At 42.7% G+C, this 23607-nt stretch carries 22 protein-coding genes and 3 tRNA genes; 22 read left to right on the forward strand and 3 right to left on the reverse strand.

Features of this window, described 5'->3' with window-relative positions; translation table 11 throughout:
- Positions 1 to 50 precede the first annotated feature (50 nt).
- The 3 genes from C0W29_RS18750 to C0W29_RS18760 all read left to right on the forward strand — a co-directional run bounded on the left by C0W29_RS18750 (position 51) and on the right by C0W29_RS18760 (position 388).
- A tRNA-Gly gene (locus C0W29_RS18750) sits at positions 51 to 126 on the forward strand.
- A gap of 55 nt (positions 127 to 181) precedes the next feature.
- A tRNA-Gly gene (locus C0W29_RS18755) sits at positions 182 to 257 on the forward strand.
- Between the two features lie 55 nt (positions 258 to 312).
- Positions 313 to 388, forward strand: a tRNA-Gly gene (locus tag C0W29_RS18760).
- Positions 389 to 1237: 849 nt separating this feature from the next.
- Here the strand turns inward: C0W29_RS18760 and queG are convergent.
- A complete protein-coding gene (queG, locus tag C0W29_RS18765; protein ID WP_045043770.1) occupies positions 1238 to 2371 on the reverse strand; it encodes a tRNA epoxyqueuosine(34) reductase QueG in 1134 nt (377 codons plus the stop codon).
- Between the two features lie 181 nt (positions 2372 to 2552).
- On the opposite strand from queG, the gene C0W29_RS18770 reads away from it, so the two are divergent.
- From C0W29_RS18770 to motX, 12 genes are all read left to right on the forward strand, one after another.
- Positions 2553 to 4040, forward strand: coding sequence for a bifunctional ADP-dependent NAD(P)H-hydrate dehydratase/NAD(P)H-hydrate epimerase (locus tag C0W29_RS18770; protein ID WP_045045657.1), 1488 nt, complete (start codon positions 2553 to 2555; stop codon positions 4038 to 4040).
- A 7-nt stretch (positions 4041 to 4047) separates the two neighbouring features.
- Positions 4048 to 4512 carry a tRNA (adenosine(37)-N6)-threonylcarbamoyltransferase complex ATPase subunit type 1 TsaE gene (gene tsaE, locus C0W29_RS18775; protein ID WP_045043768.1) on the forward strand — a complete coding sequence of 155 codons (465 nt, stop codon included), beginning with the start codon at positions 4048 to 4050 and terminating at the stop codon, positions 4510 to 4512.
- 5 nt (positions 4513 to 4517) lie between these two features.
- Positions 4518 to 6248, forward strand: a complete 1731-nt coding sequence (locus C0W29_RS18780) for an N-acetylmuramoyl-L-alanine amidase (RefSeq protein ID WP_045043767.1) — start codon at positions 4518 to 4520, stop codon at positions 6246 to 6248.
- A gap of 2 nt (positions 6249 to 6250) precedes the next feature.
- Positions 6251 to 8374 carry a DNA mismatch repair endonuclease MutL gene (gene mutL, locus C0W29_RS18785; RefSeq protein WP_045045656.1) on the forward strand — a complete coding sequence of 708 codons (2124 nt, stop codon included), beginning with the start codon at positions 6251 to 6253 and terminating at the stop codon, positions 8372 to 8374.
- A 3-nt stretch (positions 8375 to 8377) separates the two neighbouring features.
- Positions 8378 to 9313, forward strand: a complete 936-nt coding sequence (gene miaA, locus C0W29_RS18790; RefSeq protein WP_036788838.1) for a tRNA (adenosine(37)-N6)-dimethylallyltransferase MiaA — start codon at positions 8378 to 8380, stop codon at positions 9311 to 9313.
- Between the two features lie 86 nt (positions 9314 to 9399).
- The gene (hfq, locus tag C0W29_RS18795; protein WP_036788836.1) at positions 9400 to 9666 is read left to right on the forward strand and encodes an RNA chaperone Hfq; all 267 of its coding nucleotides are present in this window, start codon (positions 9400 to 9402) and stop codon (positions 9664 to 9666) included.
- Positions 9667 to 9694: 28 nt separating this feature from the next.
- On the forward strand, positions 9695 to 10984 hold the full coding sequence (gene hflX, locus C0W29_RS18800) for a ribosome rescue GTPase HflX (protein ID WP_036788834.1): 1290 nt from the start codon (positions 9695 to 9697) through the stop codon (positions 10982 to 10984).
- A 53-nt stretch (positions 10985 to 11037) separates the two neighbouring features.
- A complete protein-coding gene (hflK, locus tag C0W29_RS18805; protein WP_045043765.1) occupies positions 11038 to 12201 on the forward strand; it encodes an FtsH protease activity modulator HflK in 1164 nt (387 codons plus the stop codon).
- A gap of 2 nt (positions 12202 to 12203) precedes the next feature.
- On the forward strand, positions 12204 to 13205 hold the full coding sequence (gene hflC, locus C0W29_RS18810; protein WP_045043764.1) for a protease modulator HflC: 1002 nt from the start codon (positions 12204 to 12206) through the stop codon (positions 13203 to 13205).
- 75 nt (positions 13206 to 13280) lie between these two features.
- Positions 13281 to 13475, forward strand: a complete 195-nt coding sequence (locus C0W29_RS18815; RefSeq protein ID WP_036788828.1) for a DUF2065 domain-containing protein — start codon at positions 13281 to 13283, stop codon at positions 13473 to 13475.
- A 121-nt stretch (positions 13476 to 13596) separates the two neighbouring features.
- Positions 13597 to 14913 (forward strand): adenylosuccinate synthase, encoded by a 1317-nt coding sequence (locus tag C0W29_RS18820; protein ID WP_045043763.1) that lies wholly within the window; start codon positions 13597 to 13599, stop codon positions 14911 to 14913.
- 146 nt (positions 14914 to 15059) lie between these two features.
- Complete coding sequence (gene motX, locus C0W29_RS18825) at positions 15060 to 15683, forward strand: flagellar protein MotX (protein ID WP_045045655.1); 624 nt, start codon at positions 15060 to 15062, stop codon at positions 15681 to 15683.
- A 73-nt stretch (positions 15684 to 15756) separates the two neighbouring features.
- Here the strand turns inward: motX and hmpA are convergent, their stop codons facing one another.
- Complete coding sequence (gene hmpA / locus C0W29_RS18830) at positions 15757 to 16959, reverse strand: NO-inducible flavohemoprotein (RefSeq protein ID WP_045043761.1); 1203 nt, start codon at positions 16957 to 16959, stop codon at positions 15757 to 15759.
- Between the two features lie 104 nt (positions 16960 to 17063).
- Between hmpA and nsrR the strand changes: the two genes are divergently transcribed.
- The 7 genes from nsrR to rplI all read left to right on the forward strand — a co-directional run bounded on the left by nsrR (position 17064) and on the right by rplI (position 22670).
- The gene (gene nsrR / locus C0W29_RS18835; RefSeq protein ID WP_036788819.1) at positions 17064 to 17498 is read left to right on the forward strand and encodes a nitric oxide-sensing transcriptional repressor NsrR; all 435 of its coding nucleotides are present in this window, start codon (positions 17064 to 17066) and stop codon (positions 17496 to 17498) included.
- 134 nt (positions 17499 to 17632) lie between these two features.
- On the forward strand, positions 17633 to 20191 hold the full coding sequence (rnr, locus tag C0W29_RS18840) for a ribonuclease R (protein ID WP_036788817.1): 2559 nt from the start codon (positions 17633 to 17635) through the stop codon (positions 20189 to 20191).
- Between the two features lie 3 nt (positions 20192 to 20194).
- A complete protein-coding gene (gene rlmB / locus C0W29_RS18845) occupies positions 20195 to 20929 on the forward strand; it encodes a 23S rRNA (guanosine(2251)-2'-O)-methyltransferase RlmB (RefSeq protein WP_036788815.1) in 735 nt (244 codons plus the stop codon).
- Positions 20930 to 21238: 309 nt separating this feature from the next.
- Complete coding sequence (rpsF, locus tag C0W29_RS18850) at positions 21239 to 21625, forward strand: 30S ribosomal protein S6 (protein WP_036788814.1); 387 nt, start codon at positions 21239 to 21241, stop codon at positions 21623 to 21625.
- 8 nt (positions 21626 to 21633) lie between these two features.
- Positions 21634 to 21936, forward strand: a complete 303-nt coding sequence (gene priB, locus C0W29_RS18855; protein ID WP_036788812.1) for a primosomal replication protein N — start codon at positions 21634 to 21636, stop codon at positions 21934 to 21936.
- A 15-nt stretch (positions 21937 to 21951) separates the two neighbouring features.
- On the forward strand, positions 21952 to 22179 hold the full coding sequence (gene rpsR / locus C0W29_RS18860) for a 30S ribosomal protein S18 (RefSeq protein WP_005421136.1): 228 nt from the start codon (positions 21952 to 21954) through the stop codon (positions 22177 to 22179).
- A 38-nt stretch (positions 22180 to 22217) separates the two neighbouring features.
- The gene (rplI, locus tag C0W29_RS18865; protein ID WP_036788809.1) at positions 22218 to 22670 is read left to right on the forward strand and encodes a 50S ribosomal protein L9; all 453 of its coding nucleotides are present in this window, start codon (positions 22218 to 22220) and stop codon (positions 22668 to 22670) included.
- Between the two features lie 75 nt (positions 22671 to 22745).
- On the opposite strand, the gene C0W29_RS18870 is transcribed toward rplI, so the two are convergent.
- Positions 22746 to 23504: a DUF481 domain-containing protein gene (locus C0W29_RS18870; protein WP_045045659.1), complete on the reverse strand. Its 759-nt coding sequence runs from the start codon at positions 23502 to 23504 to the stop codon at positions 22746 to 22748.
- Positions 23505 to 23607: the final 103 nt, after the last annotated feature.

A 23607-nucleotide genomic window follows, 5' to 3' on the forward strand; every position in this document is an offset into this window, starting at 1 on the left:
GTTGGTTCAAATCCGGCCCCCGCAACCAATCTCTTTTAAAGAGATGTGATGCGACACTAGCTCAGCTGGTAGAGCGCAACCTTGCCAAGGTTGAGGTCACGAGTTCGAACCTCGTGTGTCGCTCCAATTTGATAATTTATTGCTGATAAAGCGGTAAATGGTAGGTGAAAGACCTAGCTCTGCGACACTAGCTCAGCTGGTAGAGCGCAACCTTGCCAAGGTTGAGGTCACGAGTTCGAACCTCGTGTGTCGCTCCAATTTGATAGTTTATTGCTGATAAAGCGGTAAATGGTAGGTGAAAGACCTAGCTCTGCGACACTAGCTCAGCTGGTAGAGCGCAACCTTGCCAAGGTTGAGGTCACGAGTTCGAACCTCGTGTGTCGCTCCAATTTAAATCTTTGCAATGTACATTGGCTCAGCTGGTTGTACGCAATATTGCCAAGGTTGAGGTCACGCCTAGTTCCTTGAAGATCGGGAACCTCGTGTGTCGCTCCAATTTAATAACTCATAATTATTTTTGTGAGTTTAGTTATCATCGGACTTATCGATGAACTATTACTGTGAAGTATTAGTCTTAATGTGGTATTCCTGAGGTATACGATTACCGATATCATCAGTGTACTGCTTCAAGTGTTTCTAGTTTTGACTACGAAGCCCACTTAGAAGCAATCAGCTTCGATTACATCATCTGCTATTGAACATGCAACCTATTGGTTGTTTTTTTTATCTTAGCTATTTAAAGATGTTTTGTAATATCAATATCGCCGTATATGGCAAACGCTCTTTTCCTAGCATTGATAAATTGTACTTACTACAACAGCACCAGTGTAGTTGTCTTGTATTGATCTTAAATGATAGCAAGACATGATAAGTTGTTATTTTAGTAAGTGTTTTAGATTTATTGCACCGTTAGATCACAGTTAAGTCAACAGAGTTATCCACATAAAATATTCTGTGGGTAAGTCGGTTGATTAGATGTGATAGCTAGGTGTGCATAACTTTAGGATGAGTGTAATACGTGAAATTATTAACCTTATTAAAAACAAATAGCCAACAGGTTAACTATATGTTTTTTATGGATTAATTCTTTATTATCTACAATTTGTACACAGTTCATTTAATCCTTTCTCTATCGGGATAACCATCTTGATTATGTTATCCACTCCCTGTGTTTAATCTTTCTTTTAGCTCCCGTTTTTCGACCAATTAAAAAAGTTTTCCACATATACCCAGAGTGTTACGCATCTCGAGGTAAGCCCTTTTCTATAATCCGTACTAAACGTTTAGTCGAGCTAGGCAAAACATCAATAATCATTTGTTGATATTTTTGTTGTTGCTGTTCCAAAGCCCATTCAATATGTACATCAACTAACGGATGTTCGCCTTGACGATTTGTTAATGCTGCTACTATGTCTGCTTGATAGGGCGCATTACCCAGTGCAATAGTGATATTGCGTAGCCATTGAATATGACCAATACGACGAATAGCAGAGCCTTCGGTATTCTTTAAGAATGTCGCTTCATTCCAGTGATAGAGTGTCAGCAGGTCTTGTTGGAATAATGACTCACGGCAATGGTAGTCGGTTTCTGCGGTGATCTCGCCATGGCGATTAAACGGACAGACTAATTGGCAATCATCACAACCATAAATTCTATTGCCAATTGCCGCCCGATATTGTTCTGGAATGATACCGTCAAACTCAATGGTTAGATAAGAGATACAGCGTCGCGCGTCAACCACTCCAGATTCAATAATTGCTCCGGTTGGGCAACTAGTCATGCAAGCGACACACTTACCACATTGGTTAGTTACTGGTGCGTCAACAGGCAAGGGAAGATCAATTAAGAGTTCACCTAAAAAGAACCATGAGCCTGATTGGTCGTTAAGAATTAGCGAGTGTTTTCCTGTCCAGCCTAATCCAGCTTTTTCAGCTAATGGCCGTTCAAGTACTGGCGCTGAATCAACAAATGGGCGACAGCCAAATTGACCGACAACCGTTTCTATACGTTGCCCCAATTGCTTAAGCCGGTTACGGATTAATTTATGGTAATCTCGCCCGAGTGAGTAACGGCTAATATAGCCTTTAGTCGGTTGCTTTAAGGTTTGAGCAAAGCCGGCTTGTGGCGGTAAATAATTCATTCTGACACTAATCACACGTACCGTTCCTGGCAGTAATTCCTGCGGCCGCGCACGCATCATACCGTGACGAGCCATCCAATCCATATCACCATGGTAACCAGCATCCAACCATCGTTGTAATTGCGTTTCATGCTCTGACAAATCGACATCACTGATCCCTACAGCTTGAAAGCCGAGCTCTTGTCCCCAAATTTTAATTTGAAGTGCGAGTTGTTGATAATCGATAGTCATAGTGTCAGTCTTATCTTCTAGCCAGTAAAAATCAGGGAACGGATTCTAGCACATTCTTATTTTAGAGTAGCAGTTTGGTTGCGATCGAAATAATTGGGAGCGTATCCATATCTGTAATTGTGTTGTCGCCGTATGATAATGGGTTATTTTGATAATATTAATAATCGAATGAGAGGCGGAGATGAGTACAACAACAACCATACCGAACTGTTTATATCGTGCGCAAGATGTTCGCCAAGGTGAGCAGCAACTTGCAGCTATTTATGATATCGATTTATATCAATTAATGGAGCGTGCCGGCAAAGCTGTATTTGAATTAATGCTCAAATCTTATCCTGACGCTAAACAGATTTTGGTGTGTTGTGGCAGCGGTAATAACGGTGGTGATGGCTATGTAGTCGCTCGTCTTGCGCAGCAATATGGTTTATCTGTCATAGTGTGGGAAAAAGAATGCGGTCATCAAACCAGTGATGCGGCGCGCGCGCGGCAGCTATGGTTAGCAACCACAGGGACCACAACATTATTAGCACCACAAAATATTGATGAGATCGATGTGATTGTTGATGGTTTAATTGGTACGGGTTTATCTGTCACCGTTAATGATGAGATCAGTCAGCGTATTTTGTGGATCAATGCCACTCAGTGTCCCGTTATTGCGATTGATGTTCCATCTGGATTATGTGCAGATACCGGAGCAATACTTGGCGTTGCCATTAATGCGGCAATGACGGTCAGTTTTATTGGTTTTAAGCAGGGGTTGGCTACTGGGCAAGCAGCACAGTATTGCGGTCAGCGGTATTTTACCGATCTTGAGGTTGGGGAGTTGTTTTCGCCGTTAGTAACGGCCAGTGCTTGGCATATTGATGCAACAGAGATCACTACCTTATTGCCGCCTCGTTCTCGTGTTGCTCATAAAGGCGATAACGGTCGAGTGGTGTGTCTGGGGGGGGATCACGGTACATTCGGCGCGATAAGGTTATGTGCAGAAGCTTGTTGCCGCACTGGCGCTGGTTTAACAGCCGTAATAACCCAAGCTGACAGTGCACTGTCAATTGTGACGGCAAGGCCTGAGATAATGGCTCTTGGTTGGCACGATGATACTGAATGTTTACAGCAGAAGTTAGCGTGGGCGACGGTGGCCGTGATTGGCCCAGGATTAGGCCAGAGCGAATGGAGTCAGCGTTTATATTTAGCGGCTAGTCAAAATAATTTGCCATGTGTTGTTGATGCCGATGGATTGAATTTATTAGCGACGATGCCAATGGTAAATTCACTGCGAATATTAACGCCACATCCAGGTGAAGCTGCACGGTTGCTGAACATCTCTATTGCAGAAATTGAAGCCGATCGCTTTGCTGCGGTAAAATTATTACAACAATCTTATGGTGGGGTTGTGATTTTAAAAGGTGCAGGCACCATTATTTATGATGGTGAGCATATTTTTGTTTGTACTGCCGGTAATCCAGGTATGGCAACAGGGGGCATGGGCGATGTATTATCTGGCATCATTGCCGCTTTAATTGCTCAAGGATTATCGTTATCTCAAGCCGCCCGTACTGGGGTTTGGATCCACAGTAAAGCAGCGGATTTATGTGCGCAAAGCGGTGAGCGTGGTATGCTTGCGGCAGATCTTTTTCCGTTTATTCGTCAATTAGTCAATCCAAGATAAAAATATAATGCAAACATTTGAAACTTCTCTTGCTGATGAGCAGGCAACGGTAGATTTTGGCCTTAAATTGGCTAAAGCCTGCACGCAACAAACAACAATATATCTCCATGGTGATTTAGGCGCAGGTAAAACCACATTCAGTCGTGGCTTTATTCGTGCTCTTGGTCATCAAGGAAATGTAAAAAGTCCAACTTATACATTAGTTGAACCCTATGATCTTGCGCCTTGGCAAGTTTATCACTTTGATTTATACCGCCTTGCTGATCCTGAAGAATTAGAATTTATGGGGATCCGTGATTACTTTACTAATGATGCTATTTGTTTGGTTGAATGGCCTGAAAAAGGCATTGGTATGCTACCAGAACCTGATCTGGAGTTAGAATTGCGCTATCACGGCGATCAAAGAATGGTATTAGTGACGTCGAATACGGATTATGGTTCAGCGTTGATCAACCACTTACAGTTAGGTTAATTAGAATGGCGTTACGGACGTATGCAAATCTTTTAATTTTGGGAGTGGGGTTAGTTAGTTCTACCGCTTTTGCAAATGAACTAAAAGGAGTTCGGGTATGGCCTGCTCCTGATGAAACTCGTGTCGTGCTAGATATGCAAAGCCAAGCGGATTATTCGCAGTTTATGCTATCGAACCCATCACGGTTAGTGGTTGACTTAAATAAGACTTCACTCAAAACCAAGTTGCCGATAACTGTTGCTAAGAGTGAAATTTTAACCAAAGTGCGTAGTAGTAATGCACCAGAAAAAGGCACTACACGGTTAGTGTTTGAACTTAAGCGAGCTACAACACCTAAAATTTTCTCATTATCACCCACGCCTGATGGGAGTTATGGCTATCGATTAGTGATGGACTTACCTAATGGTTCTGGTGTTGGCGCTGTTGATAAAGAAGAACAAGCAGAAGAAAAAGCCACTGAAAATAACTTAGCCAAATTGCCATCTGGGACTGCTGATATAGTCGTTGCTGTTGATGCTGGTCATGGTGGTGATGATCCTGGTTCTATTGGTCCAACTCATAAATATGAAAAAAATGTCACTTTAGCCGTCGCGCGTAAATTAGCGGCGAAGATCAATGCGACAACGGGTATGCGTGCGGTAATGACTCGTCGTGGTGATTACTATGTACCATTAGGTAAGCGCTCAGAGATTGCTCGTAAAAATAAAGCGATGTTGCTAGTTTCAATTCACGCTGATGGTTTTAGCTCACCGAAGCCTCGCGGCGCATCTGTATGGGTATTAAATACCCGTCGTGCCAATACTGAGATTGGTCGTTGGTTAGAGCAAAGCGAAAAACAATCAGAATTGCTTGGTGGTGGCGATGTACTATCTAGTAATCCTAAAGATAAATATTTAGGCCGTGCGGTACTTGATCTGCAATTTAGTTATTCGCAGAAAGAAGGCTACGATGTGGCTAAACGAGTATTAGCCAACTTGCGTCATATTGCGCGTTTACACAAAACGGTACCGCAATATGCGAGCTTAGCAGTATTAAAATCACCTGATATTCCATCATTATTAGTTGAAACGGGCTTTATTACTAACCCGATTGAAGAGCGTCAATTAACCTCTAATGCGCATCAAAATCAACTTGCGAATGCGGTTTATAAAGGTATTTTGCAATATTTCACTGCCCATCCACCAGAAGGCACATTATTTGCTTCGCGGTTGAAAGCCGGTGGTATGAAGCATAAAGTTACGTCAGGCCAAACATTAAGCGGCATTGCGGCTAAATATGGTTCTTCGATGGCGGCGATTAAAGCGGCCAATAAATTGAAATCAAATTCAGTTAATATTGGTCAAGTATTAGTGATCCCGGGTACCGCAGTTACTACGGCAACAGCCGTAAAAACAACTGCGGCTAAGGCAGTAACTAAATCAGTACCTACAACCCGTATTGTGTGGCATACCGTGACTCGCGGTGAGTATCTTGGCAAAATTGCGGCTAATTATGGGGTAACCATGAGCAGCATTCGTCAAACTAGTCATCTAAAGTCTGATAATGTCATGGTCGGTCAGAAATTAAAAATTGCCGTTTCTGCTGTGAAAACAGTGCGCCATAAAGTACGCCGCGGTGAGTTTTTAAGTAAGATTGCGGCAAAATATGGGGTATCAGTAGCAACTATTCGTGATGCGAATAAGCTACGTTCTGATAAACTAGCAGTAGGACAGACGCTAATCATTCCAAGAAGTTAATTATGCCGATTCAGATTTTACCCGCTCGGCTGGCTAACCAGATTGCAGCGGGTGAAGTTGTTGAACGCCCCGCATCGGTAGTCAAAGAGCTTGTTGAAAATAGTATAGATGCCGGTGCCACTCGAATCGATATTGATATCGAAAAAGGTGGCAGCCGGCTGATTCGTATTCGTGATAATGGTAAAGGGATTGCCAAGGATGAACTTGGCTTGGCCCTTAGCCGTCATGCGACCTCAAAAATAGCATCACTTGATGATCTTGAAGCAATTGTTAGCTTAGGATTTCGAGGTGAAGCGCTCGCCAGTATCAGTTCTGTATCACGTTTAACCTTAACCTCCCGCACTGAAGATCAAGCTGAAGCGTGGTCGGCTTATGCTGAAGGTCGGGATATGGAAGTGCAGTTAAAGCCAGCGGCTCACCCTGTTGGTACTACGCTCGAAGTGTTGGATTTGTTTTTTAATACCCCCGCACGCCGGAAGTTTTTACGCACTGAAAAAACTGAATTTACCCATATTGACGAACTCATTAAACGGATTGCTTTAAGCCGATTTGATGTTGCGATTACGCTTCGCCATAACGGTAAATTGATACGTCAATATCGTATTGCTGATAATCCGTTGCAACAAGAGCGGCGTTTAGCTGCCGCTTGTGGTCCTTCATTCTTACAACATGCGTTAGTGGTCGAATTAGCCCATGGTGATTTGAAATTATCTGGCTGGATTTGTAGCCCGCAAGGGGCACGTAGTCAAAATGATATTCAATATTGCTACGTTAACGGCCGTATGATGAAAGATAAATTGATTAATCATGCAATTCGACAAGCTTATGAAGCGAGCTTACGATCGGAACAATACGCTGCTTATGTATTGTATATTGAGGTTGATCCTCATCAAGTTGATGTTAATGTGCATCCTGCTAAGCATGAAGTACGTTTTCACCAAGCACGATTAGTGCATGATTTTATTTATCAAGCATTACAAAGTGCGCTCCAACAAGGGGCGAGTGTTGATGATGTGCAGCAATACCAAGCACCGGTAAGAGCCAGTGCGCATGCACATCCTGAGGTAACCACGGATCCAATAGATCGGGTATCACACACTATTGCTGCGATGCCTGATTATCCTAATAAAGCACCTTCTGAGAGCTGGCTTGTTACTCGTGACTCTTCTGTACCAACGCCAACCTTAGATACAGAATCTGAACCTGTTGCTAACGATAACAAAAATTTATTAGTAAATTCAGTTAGTAAAGATGGTCAACAAAGCTATAGTCAAAAGAGTAGCCCTAAATTATCACCACAATCAGCGGCGAGAGAGCGTCAGCAATGTTCTGCAACCACTCAGTATGCGAATGCTTCTTCTCGTCATTATGGCGAACCAGGACCAACAGCAGCAGAGTTAAAAGCTTATCAGCAGCTGATTACAACGGATAATTCAGGAACGAAAATTGCTAAAGCACCATTAAATGAACATGCAGCCCAGATAGCAGAGCCTCGACGCGAGTGGCCTTTGGCGAAACAGCCTGCTGCTATTAAGCCAACTAAGCATCGTAGTGGGAATGATGCTGGATTAGGAAAAGCGTTAGTTGTTGTTGATGAGCAGTTTTTATTATTGAGTCAGCAACACGATATGATGCTATTGCATTTACCGATTGCAGAGCAGTTACGTTATGTTGGTCAGCTACAGCTTGCAAAAACGGAAGGGTTAAAGCCTCAACCATTATTGATTCCACTGGCGGTACCGATTGAGGCTGAATTGATTCAGTGTGCTGAGCAACATGGGCAGTTATTAAAGCAGTTAGGGATTCAGCTGAAATCGAAAGGACGAAATAGCCTTATTATTCTGTCGGTTTGTATGCCATTAAGGCAGCAAAACTTACAACAGTTAATCCCAAATTTGTTAATCTATCTTCATTCTGTGAGCGATGATCCTGATGCTCAAGGATGGGATAATCTTTTATTCTGGCTCGCTAAGCAATGTCATGTGCCTGTAACAAGTTACACTTTGGCACAAGCGATTCAGTTAATTACCGAATTAGAGCAGCTATGGGGAGAACAATTAATGACGTTTAAGACGCAACTGGTTCGCCCTGTGGATATGCAAGCAGCGATAGAAGCATTTAAATAATTTATGACTAAGTCACAACCACAAGCTATTTTTTTAATGGGCCCGACAGCGTCAGGCAAAACCGATCTAGCTATTCGTTTACGAGAACAGTTACCCGTTGAGTTGATAAGTGTTGATTCCGCCCTTATCTATAAGGGAATGGATATTGGTACCGCGAAACCAGATGCTCATGAATTGGCACTGGCACCACACCGTTTAATTGATATTCGTGATCCAGCGCAAAGTTATTCTGCTGCAGACTTTCGTTCGGATGCACTAAAAGAAATGGCTGATATAGTGGCAGCAGGGCGGATTCCTTTGTTGGTCGGTGGTACTATGTTGTACTACAAGGCATTATTGGAAGGTTTATCACCATTGCCAGCGGCAGATAATGCTGTTCGTGCTGGGATAGAAAGTGATGCTGCTGCGCGAGGTTGGCAAGCACTGCATGATGAATTAGTGCAAATTGATCCTGTTGCTGGTGCAAGGATCCATCCAAATGATCCACAGCGATTATCTCGAGCATTAGAAGTTTTTCGTATCTCAGGTAAAACATTAACTGAGTTAACAAAGACTCAAGGTGAATCGTTACCTTATAAGGTTCACCAATTTGCAATTACGCCCACGGATAGGGCTGTACTGCATCATCGGATTGAGCTTAGGTTCAAAAAAATGATCGAGGCAGGGTTTGAGCAGGAAGTTAGGGCATTATATGACCGTGGTGATCTTCACCTTGAGCTTCCTTCTATTCGTTGTGTCGGTTATCGACAGATGTGGGAATATTTGGACGGGAAACATGACATAGATGAAGCGGTTTTCCGTGGTATCTGTGCTACCCGTCAATTGGCAAAGCGTCAAATCACTTGGCTTCGTGGCTGGAAAGATTTGACTTGGTTGGATAGTAGTGATGTTGATAGCGCGTTACAAACCGTCACAAACTCAGTTAGATGTGATGTTTAATTAACGTGTATACTCTGAACTGCTTTGCGTATTTTTAGTTTTTGTTCGTTGCTAATACAACTACAAACAAATAAGGAAAAGAAATAATGGCTAAGGGGCAATCTCTGCAAGACCCGTTTTTGAATGCGCTGCGTCGTGAAAGAATCCCGGTCTCTATTTACCTGGTAAACGGTATCAAACTACAAGGTCAGATTGAATCATTTGATCAATTTGTCATTTTACTTAAAAACACCGTAAACCAGATGGTTTATAAGCATGCTATTTCTACTGTTGTACCTGCTCGTCCGGTGAATCATCACCATGCGAGTGATCGTCCAGCAGGAAGTGACCGCCCAGAAAAAACAGAAGAGTAAGATTATTTTCAAATAAGGAGTTGATTACTTGTTTGACCGTTATGAAGCTGGTGAGCAGGCTATTCTTGTTCATATTAACTTCACTCAAGATGAGGAATCAGAAGATCTTAGCGAATTTGAAATGCTAGTATCTTCTGCAGGGGTTAACGCGCTGCACGTGGTTACGGGTAGCCGTAAAACACCACTTCCCAAATATTACGTGGGTGAAGGTAAGGCACAAGAAATAGCTGATGCTGTAAGAACTGTTGATGCAGATATTATTATTTTTAATCACGCATTGTCACCTGCACAAGAACGAAACTTAGAGCAGCTTTGTCAATGTCGAGTGATTGATCGTACTGGGTTAATTCTCGATATATTTGCGCAACGAGCACGTACCCATGAAGGTAAGTTGCAAGTTGAATTAGCACAATTACGTCATATATCAACCCGATTAATTCGAGGTTGGACTCACCTTGAGCGACAAAAAGGTGGTATTGGCCTTCGCGGGCCAGGTGAAACTCAGTTAGAAACCGATCGACGTTTATTACGAGAACGTATTAAAACAATTTTGCGGCGTTTAGATAAAGTCGCTAAACAACGTGATCAAGGACGTCGAGCGCGTAATCGAGCAGAAATCCCAACAGTGTCATTAGTTGGGTATACCAATGCGGGTAAATCAACATTATTCAATCGTATTACCGATGCTGGGGTATATGCAGCCGATCAGCTGTTTGCGACCTTAGATCCAACATTGCGTAAGATTGAAGTTGCAGATGTCGGTGCAGCGATACTTGCAGATACTGTTGGTTTTATTCGACATTTACCCCACGATTTAGTGGCTGCGTTTAAAGCAACATTAAAAGAAACGCAAGAAGCAGATCTATTGCTTCATGTGGTTGATGCCAGTGATGATCGTTTTCGCGAGAACATTGAGGCGGTAGATACCGTACTTGATGAAATCGATGCCGGCGACGTTCCTGTTTTACTTGTTATGAATAAAATTGATAACTTGGATAATGCACAGCCACGAATTGAGCGTGACGAAGAGGGTTTACCTCAACGAGTTTGGGTATCAGCCATGGAAGGGCAAGGCATTGACTTGTTATTCCAAGCCTTAACAGAACGTCTTGCGGGAACAATGATAAAACACAGTTTGCGTTTACCGCCTGAAATGATTGGACGGTTACGCAGTAAGTTTTATCAGATGGGATGTATTGTGCAAGAAGAATATGAATCAGATGGCTGTTTAATGATTGATATTCGCTTACCGATGGCAGAATGGTCGCGGTTACAAAAAAGAGAAAGTACTTCGTTAGATGACTACATCGTTGCTTAATGGATTGCTGAGTAATAAAAACTGTCGTCATATCACATTGATGGAGTTCTATAATGGCGTGGAATGAGCCTGGTAACAACGGCGGCCGTGATGATAAAGACCCTTGGGGTAATAAAAATCATGGTGGACGTGAACAAGGACCACCTGATCTGGATGAGGTTTTCTCAAAACTAAGTCGTAAGGTTGGTGGTGTGTTTGGTAATAAAAAAGGACCAACAGGCAGCGGTAGCGCTGTAGGTTTGGGTGCTGTTGCAGTTTTAGCTGTGGCTGTATGGGGATTTTCAGGCTTTTACACTATAAGTGAAGCAGAGCAAGGTGTTGTGCTGCGCTTTGGTAAGTTTGATCAAATCGTCAAGCCTGGTTTGAACTGGAAGCCGACTTTTATTGATGAAGTCATCCCTGTTAACGTACAAGCAATTCGTTCGCTACGAGCTTCTGGCTTAATGCTAACCAAAGACGAAAATGTATTGAAAGTTGAGATGGATGTTCAGTATCGTGTTGATAATGCTGAGAAATATCTCTTTAGTGTTACCAATGCCGATGATAGTTTGCGTCAAGCAACAGACTCTGCACTGCGTGCGGTTATCGGTGATTCAACTATGGATCAAGCGTTAACAACAGGCCGTCAGACTATTCGTGCGAATACTCAAGCTGCAATTAATAAAATTATCTCAAAATACGACATGGGTATCCGTGTTGTGGACGTTAACTTCCAAAGTGCTCGTCCACCAGAAGCGGTTAAAGATGCCTTTGATGATGCTATTGCAGCACGTGAAGATGAAGAACGTTATGTTCGTGAAGCAGAAGCTTATAGTAATGACATTTTGCCAAAAGCAACCGGTCGTGCTGAGCGTCTGAAGAATGAATCAGAAGGTTATTCTGAGCGTGTTATTAATGGTGCTTTAGGTGATGTTGCACAGTTTGATAAGCTGTTGCCACAATACGAAGCTGCTAAACAAGTAACTCGTGAACGTCTGTATCTTGATACGATGGAACGTGTATACAGCAATACCAGCAAGGTGTTAATTGATACTAAGTCTGGTGGTAATAACGTGATGTATTTACCACTTGAAAAGTTAATGAATCAATCACATAACCAAGCGAAAAAGCCAGTAGATACTGGCCGATTAAGTGGTATTGAATTGGAAAAAGTGGAAACGCCAACGCCAGCTGCTCCAACACCACGTGCTGATACTGGCCGTCAAGGGAGATATTAATTATGCGTAAGTTAATCATCCCAGTAGTTGTGATTTTTATTGCACTATTATTGATGTCTATGTTTGTAGTGAAAGAGGGCGAGCGTGGTATCGTAGTACGTTTTGGTCGTATTCTAAAAGATAACAATACCGAAGTTGCACGTATTTACGAGCCAGGTTTACACTTTAAAGTTCCTGTATTTGACCGTGTGCATGATCTTGATGCGCGTATTCAAACCATGGACGACCAAGCAGATCGTTTCCTAACCGCTGAGAAAAAAGACGTTATCATTGATACTTACGTAAAATGGCGTATCAAAGATTTCGGTAAATATTACTTAGCAACTGGTGGTGGTAATACATCAACAGCGGAATCATTGTTAAAGCGTAAAGTCGTTGATAGCTTACGTGCTGAAATTGGTGCGAAAGAAATCAAGCAAATTGTATCTGGTGAAGACAGCATTTCAACACCAACTACATCGTCTGATATTGCACAAACTAAGGCTGCGAAGGCTGCCCTAGCTGTGATTGAAGGTGTGGTGCCGGTGAAGAAAGTTGAAGGCCAACGTGATCAAATCATGGCTGATGTACTTGAAGAAACGCGTGAAAGTGCGAAAGATTTAGGTATTGAAGTAGTTGATTTCCGTATTAAGAAAATCAACTTACCTGATGAAATCAGTGAGTCTATTTACCGTCGTATGCGTGCTGAACGTGAATCAGTAGCGCGTAGTTACCGTTCTCAAGGCCGTCAACGTGCTGAAGAGCTTCGTGCTCGTTCAGAACTTGAAGTGGCAACAGTTTTGGCTAACGCAAAGCGTAAAGCACAAGTTGTACGCGGTGACGCAGATGCAAAAGCGGCTGAGATTTATGCTAAAGCATACAATCAAGATCCTGAGTTCTACAGTTTCTGGCGTTCTCTGAAGGCGTATGAAACGAGCTTTAATTCGAAAAATGACATTCTTGTTATTGATCCGAATAATGAGTTCTTTAAATACATGAACCATTCAGAGCTACCAGCAAAGTAAGCTCGCTTTAATAACAGCGCAATCGTTATAATAAAGACAAGGCTTCGGCCTTGTCTTTTTTTTTGGATAAAATATATGATGAATACAATCTTATTAGCCATTGGTTTAGTGTTAGTTGTTGAAGGGTTAGGTCCATTATTGGCGCCTCAAGGATGGCGTAATATGGTGAGTCAATTAAGTCAGCAGAACGATAATGTTTTACGTCGTATTGGTGGCTGTTTGGTGGTTGCGGGGAGTGTTATTGCTTATATGATGTATTTAAAAATGTAGAAAAACAGCCATAAATAACCGTTATAAGTAGTTAGGTGTTCAATGCACTGAGCCAAAAATGACTGCAAGCAGGCGGTTAAGGTGCTAGAATCCTTTTTTAACTACTGATAGATGAAGAAAGATGGCAAATAATGTAGTCGTTCTTGGCACCCAATGGGGTGACGAAGGTAAAGGTAAGATCGTTGACCTGCTGACCGAAGATGCAAAATATGTAGTTCGCTACCAAGGCGGACACAACGCCGGTCACACCCTAGTTATTGATGGTGAGAAAACAGTTCTTCACCTGATCCCATCTGGTATCCTACGTGACAATGTTAAATGCATCATCGGTAACGGTGTTGTACTTTCTCCTGATGCACTAATGAATGAGATGGGCCCACTAGAAGCGCGTGGCATTCCTGTTCGTGAGCGTTTGTTCCTGTCAGAAGCTTGTCCACTAATTCTTCCTTACCATATTGCTCTTGACCAAGCACGCGAAGCGGCTCGTGGTAAAAAAGCAATTGGTACTACTGGTCGTGGTATCGGTCCTGCTTACGAAGATAAAGTTGCTCGTCGCGGTCTTCGCGTTGGTGATTTATTCGATAAAGCGGCATTTGCAGAAAAGCTTAAAGAAGTGATGGCTTACCATAACTTCCAACTTGAGCATTACTACAATGCTGAGCCTGTAAGTTACGAAGAAGTACTAGAAAAAGTACTGTCTCAAGCTGATCTATTAACGTCAATGGTTATCGATGTAACAACTGAACTTAATGACGCACGTCTACGTGGCGATAAGATCATGTTTGAAGGTGCTCAAGGTACGTTACTTGATATTGACCATGGTACTTACCCATACGTAACTTCATCTAACACTACTGCTGGTGGTGTTGCTGCAGGTTCTGGTTTTGGCCCTCGTCACTTAGGTTACATCCTTGGTATTGCAAAAGCATACTGTACCCGTGTTGGTGCAGGTCCTTTCCCGACTGAGCTATATGATGGCTTAGACAAGCAAGATCCAATTGGTAAGCACCTAGGTACTGTTGGTAATGAGTTTGGCGCAACGACAGGTCGTCTACGTCGTACTGGTTGGTTCGATGCCGTTGCTATGCGTCGTGCGGTACAAATCAACTCAATTTCTGGTTTCTGTCTAACTAAATTAGACGTACTAGATGGTCTAAAAGAGTTGAAAATCTGTACTGGTTACAAAACCAAATCAGGTGAGCTACTAGACGTTTCACCAATGGCAGCTGATGCATACGAAGATCTAGAGCTAATCTACGAAACAATGCCGGGCTGGAGCGAAACAACATTTGGTGCTAAGACACTAGATGCGCTACCACAAGCAGCACTAGATTACATCGCACGTATCGAAGAGCTAACGGGTGTGCCAATTGATATTATTTCAACTGGTCCAGATCGTAACGAAACGATCATTAAAGTACACCCATACGCTGAGTAATCACTTGCGGTTGCTTTAAGCAAAAAAACCAGCTTTCGAGCTGGTTTTTTTATAGCTCCAGATTATCGTTATGATGCAATCTGTCTGAGTTAAAGTTTGAGCTCAAGCGGCCGATAGGTAACTATTCGTCGTTTGAAGGATTGCTAATGAAATACTTGCTGATGATCTGTGCTGCTTGGTTAGCAACGCCTGTATATGCTATTGCTACAGTAGGGGAGGCAGTGCCAGTTTATACCGAAGATCAGTTAAGTGCATGGTTTGTAATTAATCAGCATTTAACGCAAGTAAAAGCGGATGATTGCCAGTTAGTACAAGATATTCAAGCACGGGCGGAACAAATAGAATCACCCACTTATCAATTTCTTTATGGTGATATGCTTGCGTGGGGAGTCTGTGTTCCTAAAGATGTTGGGCAAGGTATGTATTACATGCGAGCAGCTGCCCAGCAAGGTGTGCCAGTTGCTTTAGAGCAATTGGGGCGTTATTACGCTCAAGGCATTATTCTACAACAAGATAAAGAGCGCGCTATTCCTTACTTTCGTGAAGCCGCAGCTCTTGGTAATATTCGGGCACGAATTCAATTAGCACAATTATTGATAGCTGATAATGGTAGCCCTTTAGATTATGAAGATGCTTATCGGTGGTTATATCAAACGGTGACAACCAACAAAAGCCAACATCAACAAATTCGTCGCTTACGATATCAGTTAGAAAAAAAGATGCCTGCGAATATTATAGCCCGTGCTAAACGGCGCTCATCGTTTTGGTAATCGTCGTCAGTTATTGAACTAACAACAGCACCTAATGAGATGCTGTTGTTGGATCTAGGTTGATTTTAATTCGTTACAATACCTTATGTGGCCCAAAGCATTCATAATGAATACGATCGCTGGTAACGCCTAAGCTAATTAACTGGTTGGCGATAAATTGCATAAAGCCAATAGGGCCGCAGCAATAAAAATGCATCGTTGGGTCAGCAATTTGAGTGGCGATATTATTGAGTTCAATTAACCCTTGGTAGTCATAATCTTCTGCTGGACGATCTGTAGCAGTAGGGGCGTTATACCATGTTAATGCCGTAATATGCTGATGGTGATTAGCAAGGGCTTTAACATGATCTTTATAAGCATGTTGTTGGCCATTTTCAGTGGCATGTAACCAGTTTACTGCTGCTTGATGTTGAGTCAGGGTTTCCAACATTGCTAGCATTGGGGTTAAGCCAACGCCTGCCGAAATTAATGTCACAGGTGTTTGCGGTTTAACATCCAAGAAAAAATCACCAGCGGGTGCTACGAGTTTAACTTTATCACCAACATTGACGTTATTGTGAAGGTAGTTTGAGACCGTGCCTTGAGCCTCGCGTTTAACAGAGATGCGGTAATTGGTGCTATTGGGTGCCGATGATAAGCTGTATTGACGGATCTCTTGGTGCTCTAATTCATCGGCATTAATATAAATTCCTAAATATTGCCCTGGTTTGTAGTCTGCGACCTGTCCACCATCTGCTGGCGTAAAGGTAAAGCTGGTGATTAGCTCACTATCACGTTGTTTCTTCGTTACTATAAATTCACGCATGCCACGCCAACCGCCGACCTTATTATTACTCTCTTGATAGATTTCTTCTTCACGGTTAATAAAAATAGTCGCTAATACCCCGTAGGCTTCAGCCCAAGCATCTAATACTTCTTGTCCTGGTGCTAATAATTCATCAATGGTAGCTAGCAGATGGCTACCGACAATCTGATATTGATCAGCTGTAATTAAAAAGCTGGTATGTTTTTGAGCTATTTTTTCGACCGCGGGTAATAATACTGCTAAATTATCAATATTATTGGCGTAAGCACATACTGCATTAAAGAGTGCTTTTTGCTGGCTTGAAGGCGTATTTTTATCAGGGCCTTGTTGGTGGCTCATGTTAAAAATATCTTTAAGTTCAGGGTTGTGACTAAACATACGCTGATAAAAGTGTTGTGTTACTGCAGGACCTGCTGCGGCAATTACAGGGGCTGTCGATTTTACGATATCAATGGTTTTTTGACTGAGCATTACTTTCTCTTTATAAGTTGTATTTATAATATATGTTATAAGTTGTATCTGATCTGTATCTTTTAGTCAAGAACAAGATTAAAATAGTAGCAGGAGGAGTTAATGTGCAGTTAACCAGTTTTACCGATTATGGCCTACGTGCCTTGATATATCTTGCGAGCTTGCCTGAAGGTGAGTTAACAAGTATCACAAAAGTAACCGACACTTATGCAGTGTCGCGGAACCATATGGTCAAAATTATTAATAAATTGGGCCAATTAGGTTATGTAGAAACCGTGCGCGGGAAAAATGGTGGTATCCGTTTAGGAATGCCTGCGGGAAATATTGTATTGGGGCATGTGGTAAGGGCGATTGAACCGTTACAAATCGTCAATTGTGCACCTGATTTTTGTAATATCACTCCAGCATGTCAGTTAAAGGGGATCCTTGCTGATGCGCGTAATGCTTTTTTAAATGAGCTAGATAAGTACACATTATTGACTTTGGTAGATAATAATCCACCATTGCGTGTCTTATTGGGGTTGCCTGCAGAACACTAGGACCATCTAAAGATTATGGTCTAGCATCACACTACTCCCTATTATTTAGTGGAATTGGTATTTATTGCCAGTTCCCATCTGTTCACCTAAGAGCTGGGTATACTAAAGGTATGGCTGGCCAACAGGAACTGTTTATGTCTAAAGGTACTACCGATTTACCGGTTGATCCTTTTCGCGAACGCGAAGCATCTAATTACGAAAATCCCATTCCAAGCCGTGAGTTACTGTTAGAAGTGATTCGTGGTTTTAGTACACCCGTTAGTCGCGACCAGCTATTTGCTGCGTTAAAACTTGAAGGTGATGATCAATATGAAGGCCTGCGTCGTCGCTTACGTGCGATGGAACGTGATGGTCAATTAATTTTTACTCGCCGTCAGTGCTATGCATTACCTGAGCGTTTAGATTTAATTAAAGGTTACGTAATCGGCCACCGTGATGGTTTTGGCTTTTTACGTCCAGAAGGTACATTCAGTAAAGACACTGATTTATTGTTACCTGCCCATCAAATGCGAAGTGTGATCCATGGTGATTATATTTTAGCGCAAGCTGATGGCGAAGATAAACGTGGCCGTCGTGAAGGACGTGTTGTACGGGTATTAGCAGAATCAACCACTCAAATAGTTGGTCGTTTCTTCCTTGAAGATGGTATGGGCTATGTGGTACCTGATGATTCTCGTATTGCACAAGATATCATTATTCCTCAAGACGCTCGTCAAGGTGCCCGTATGGGGAATGTGGTTGTGGTTGAGATCAATCAACGCGCCACTCGTCAGCACAATGCCGTTGGTCGTGTAGTTGAAGTACTGGGTGAGAATATGGCACCGGGTATGGAAATTGAAATCGCACTCCGTACCCATGATATTCCACACGTATGGCCATCAGAAGTCGACAATCAAATTAAGCATCTGACCGAAGAAGTGCCAGAAGAAGCTAAACTTGGTCGTGTTGATTTACGTCAATTGCCGTTGGTAACCATTGATGGTGAAGATGCCCGTGACTTTGATGATGCGGTTCACTGTCAGCGTAATCCTGATGGTGGCTGGCGTTTATGGGTCGCGATTGCCGATGTAAGTTATTATGTACGCTCTAAATCAGCATTAGATAATGAAGCCCTCAAGCGTGGTAACTCGGTGTACTTCCCTGCCCAAGTTATTCCAATGCTGCCAGAAGTGCTTTCAAATGGTCTATGTTCACTTAACCCACAGGTTGATCGCTTGTGTATGGTGTGTGAGATGACGGTTTCTGATGGCGGTAAACTGACTGGCTATAAGCACTATGAAGCAGTGATGAATTCTCATGCGCGCTTAACTTACACTAAAGTAAGTAAAATGCTCGATGGTGATGAAGAGTTGCGTCAACGTTATCAGCCATTAGTGCCGCATCTTGAAGAACTTTACAGCATGTTTAAAGCGCTGAAAGTTGCTCGTGAAGCGCGTGGCGCCATTGAATTTGAAACGGTTGAAACCAAGTTTGTTTTCAATGCGGATCGTAAGATCGAAAATATTGTGCCGTTAGTACGTAATGAAGCGCATAAAATCATCGAAGAATGTATGATTTTAGCCAATATCGCGTCAGCACAATTTGTTGAAAGTGCTAAAGAACCAGCGTTATACCGTGTCCATGACACCCCTGGTGAAGAGCGTCTCCAAGGTTTCCGTGATTTCTTGGGCGAGCTAAGTTTAGAACTTGGCGGCGGTTTAGAGCCAAGCCCGAAAGATTACGCGGCATTAGCGAACTTAATTCAAGAGCGTAATGATCGTGAATTAATTCAGACCATGTTACTGCGCTCAATGAAGCAAGCGATTTATCAAGCAGATAATATTGGTCACTTTGGTTTAGCCTTGAGTCAGTACGCTCACTTTACCTCACCGATCCGTCGTTACCCTGATTTAACCTTGCACCGTGCAATTAAATATTTAATTGCTAAGCAAGCAGGTAATACTAAGAACGATACGCCAACTGGCGGTCATCATTATTCATTTGATGAAATTGATGTTATCGGTGAGCAGTGTTCAACCACCGAACGTCGTGCTGATGACGCGACTCGTGATGTATCTGACTGGCTCAAATGTGAGTACATGCAGGATCACCTTGGTGATGAGTTTGAAGGTGTAATCGCTAACGTTACTGGTTTTGGTTTCTTTGTGCGTTTAAATGAACTCAACATTGATGGTTTAGTGCATATTTCAAACCTTGCTAATGACTACTACCAATTTGATCCTGTGGGTCAGCGGTTAGTCGGCGAGAGCTCAGGTGTGATTTATCGTTTAGGTGATACCGTTCACGTTAAAGTTGCAGCTATCAACCTTAATGATCGTCAATTAGACTTTGATATCGTTGGCGCTGAGCGTAAACAACGTGGTGCTGGTAAAACAGCGAAAGGGCGTGAGAAAAAACAGCGCATGCGTAAAGCTGAAGGCCTAAAACGTCAGGGAATGCCTGCGTTTAAAGTTGAAGACGGTGAAGCTAAACCTGAATCGCGTAATAAAAGTAAACGTGAGCGTTCATCTGTACGCAAAAAGCTAAAAGAAGGTGCTATTCCTTCAGCTGATGAAAAGAAAAAGCCGAGAGTAAAGAAACCTCGCAAATTGTCAGATGAAAAGCCGCAGACAGATCCTAAAAAGAAGCCCAAAGTTCGCAAGAAGAAAAAGCAACGTGCGGGTAAATCAGAACGTGCAGCAAAGAAGAGTTAATCCATGAGTAATGATATGATTTTTGGCATTCATGCCGTTAAAGCTGTACTTGCATCTGACCCGGTGCGCTTTATTGAAGTATTCGTACTTAAAGGACGTGAAGACGATCGTTTATTGCCGTTAATTACTGAGCTGCAAGGTTTGGGGATTACCATTCAAGAAGCTGGCCGTAAAGCATTAGATGACAAAGTGGATGGTGCTTCTCATCAAGGGATTATTGCGCGTGTGCGTCCTGGCAAGCAATATAACGAAAACAACCTTGATGATTTATTAGCGACTCAAGAAAATCCATTACTGTTAATTCTTGATGGCGTCACCGATCCGCATAATCTTGGTGCGTGTTTACGTAACGCTGATGCTGCTGGTGCCGTAGCTGTGATTGTGCCAAAAGATCGTTCAGCACAACTCAATGCTACCGCAAGTAAAGTCGCCTGCGGTGCCGCTGAAATTATGCCATTAGTACGCGTGACTAACTTGGCGCGTACCATGCGTGCATTACAAGATAAAGGCGTATGGATTGTGGGTACTGCTGGTGAAGCAACGCATGATATTTACCATAGTAAACTAACAGGGCCATTGGCGATTGTTATGGGTGCTGAAGGTGAAGGTATGCGTCGTTTAACCCGTGAAACCTGTGATGATTTGATCAAGATCCCAATGGCGGGTTCAGTATCAAGTTTGAACGTATCTGTAGCGACGGGTATCTGTTTATTTGAAGCGGTACGTCAACGCACATAATGCGTGATTAAGCGTAGATAACTGCATAATTATTTAAACCCACTCAGTGATTTCTGAGTGGGTTTTCTATTATTAGACGGTATAAAAAACCACCAAAGACAAGACTAATTATCGACGAATGAGCAAGATAGGTTGAGGTTAAGATGCATTTGATTGAAAAGCGGCTGGTGGTGATAAAATAAGCTTGCCTAGATTGATCATTCTCTGTACTATCCGTCATCCAAATTCTCGGTTCTTTTTTTTAGTTCCTTGCTTCCCCAGGATAACCGAGCCGACAAGGGAAGCTGAATAATCCGTAAGGAGCAACCTATGCGTCATTACGAAATCGTATTCATGGTGCACCCTGATCAAAGCGAGCAAGTTGCTGGCATGATCGAGCGTTACACTGCTGCTATCAAAGATTCTGGTGGTCAAATTCACCGTCTAGAAGATTGGGGCCGCCGTCAAATGGCTTACCCAATTAACAAACTGCACAAAGCACATTACGTTCTTATGAACGTAGAAGCTGAGCAGGCTGTTGTTGACGAGCTTGAGTCAAACTTCCGCTTCAACGACGCAGTGATCCGTAACATGATCATGCGTACTAAAAACGCTGTTACTGAGCCATCTCCTATGATGAAGGCTAAAGAAGAGCGTTTCACTAAGCGTGAAGATCGTGCTGAAGCACAATCTGAAGGCGAAGCAGCTGCTGAGTAATTTGTTTAATGACTAATCGTCTGGTGTTGACTGGTACTATTGCCAAGCATCCCAAACGAAGCCAATCCCCGGCAGGCATACCTCATTGTCACTTTGTGCTTGAGCATCGTTCTGTGCAGCGGGAAGCTGACTTACCACGCCAAATATATTGTTATATTAACGTGGTAATCAGTGGTAAAGGTCAACAAGTACTCACTCAAGATTTAGTTGTCGGAAGCAATATTAAGGTGGAGGGATTTATCTCTTACCAAACCGGCCGTAACGGTATCGGGAAATTAGTTTTGCATGCCGATCACATTGACTTAATTTAGATCAGGAGATAGCCCATGGCTCGTTTCTTCCGTCGTCGTAAATTCTGCCGTTTTACAGCAGAAGGCGTACAAGAGATTGACTACAAAGACGTAGCAACTCTAAAAAACTACATCACTGAAGCTGGTAAAATCGTACCTAGCCGTATCACTGGTACTCGCGCTAAATACCAGCGTCAGCTAGCTCGCGCTATCAAGCGTTCTCGTTACCTAGCACTTCTACCGTACACAGATAAGCATCTGTAAGCGGCAGTCGTTTTTAGAACTTTATAGAGGACAAGATAATGCAAGTTATTCTACTTGATAAAATCGCTAACCTAGGTGGCCTTGGCGACCAGGTTAACGTTAAAGCGGGCTACGCTCGTAACTTCCTTATCCCACAAGCTAAGGCAGTTATGGCGACTAAAGCGAACGTTGAAATGTTCGATGCACGTCGTGCAGAGCTAGAAGCTAAAGTTGCTGAGCAACACGCTGCTGCTCAAGCACGTGCTGAAGCACTAAACGTACTTGAAGGTGTAGTTATTGCATCTAAAGCTGGTGACGAAGGTAAACTATTCGGCTCAATCGGTACTCGTGACATCGCTGATGCAGTTTCTGCAGCTGGCGTAGCACTAGTTAAGAGTGAAGTACGTCTACCTGAAGGTGCACTACGTACGACTGGCGAATTTGAAGTTAGCGTTCAGCTAAGCTCAGACGTATTCGCAACTGTTAAACTAAACGTTGTTGCTGCTCAGTAATCGCTTTTAGCTTTAATAGTAAAAAACCAGCCTTCGGGCTGGTTTTTTTATGCCTGTTATTTAGGAATTTGTCGACTAAAGCGTATAAATTAGCGATATCGTGGTGGTGGTATCGGAATTTTTCATGCCCTCAGGTACCCAAGAATAATAAGTTTGGGTATAGCCGAGGTTTAAGGCAATATTATCAGTGATGGCATTGGTAGCATTGAATGAGCTTTCAAGTGTAGTGTTACTTTTTCCTGATACAACATTGAATTTAGCGCTTAGTGTCAGGGTTTTAAGCGGCTTCCATTGCATGTCGACCGTACTTTGCAGTACCACTTCATTGACGACTTCTTGTTTAACAATACTGTCGCTTTTTATTTCATCGAGATTAGGATCTTGGTGACGAAAGCCAGGACCAATATCGACTAGAGTTTGAAAAGTTTCATAGCTAAATAAGCGGTAACCGATACCCATTGAAACCAGTGAATCTGCATAATAAGGCCCATAGCGGTCATCAACATAGCTACCATTACCATAAAAGTAATAACCGTCACGGATCATACGCTTTGACTTTAAGCTCATCGACATCTTACGCTTGTCTTCTTGGCCGTCTTTTTTTGCCATAATAAACTTGGCATCGCCGTTAGTTTGATAGCGCCCTTTGGTATATGTAACTGCAATATTGCCATTCAGGGTTTGAGAGTCTGAGTTTCCTGATAAGGATTGGTAGCCTAAGCCAATACTGCTTGTTAAAGGTGATGGTTCATCCGGTGTTGCGGTTGTCGGTTCTTCACTAGCGTTGGCTGCTGTAGTGGCAAGCAAAAGTAATGTGAGTATATATCTTGCCAAAAGTCCTCCGCTGGCAGGGTCGTGTAAAGAGAGAAACATGAGCGCCGCATTCTAGCCTAAATTTGTCAACTTTTGGTTAGGAATTGTCGTCTTACTGTTGGTA

The sequence above is a fragment of the Photobacterium kishitanii genome, from assembly GCF_003026355.1.
GTDB lineage: Bacteria > Pseudomonadota > Gammaproteobacteria > Enterobacterales > Vibrionaceae > Photobacterium > Photobacterium kishitanii.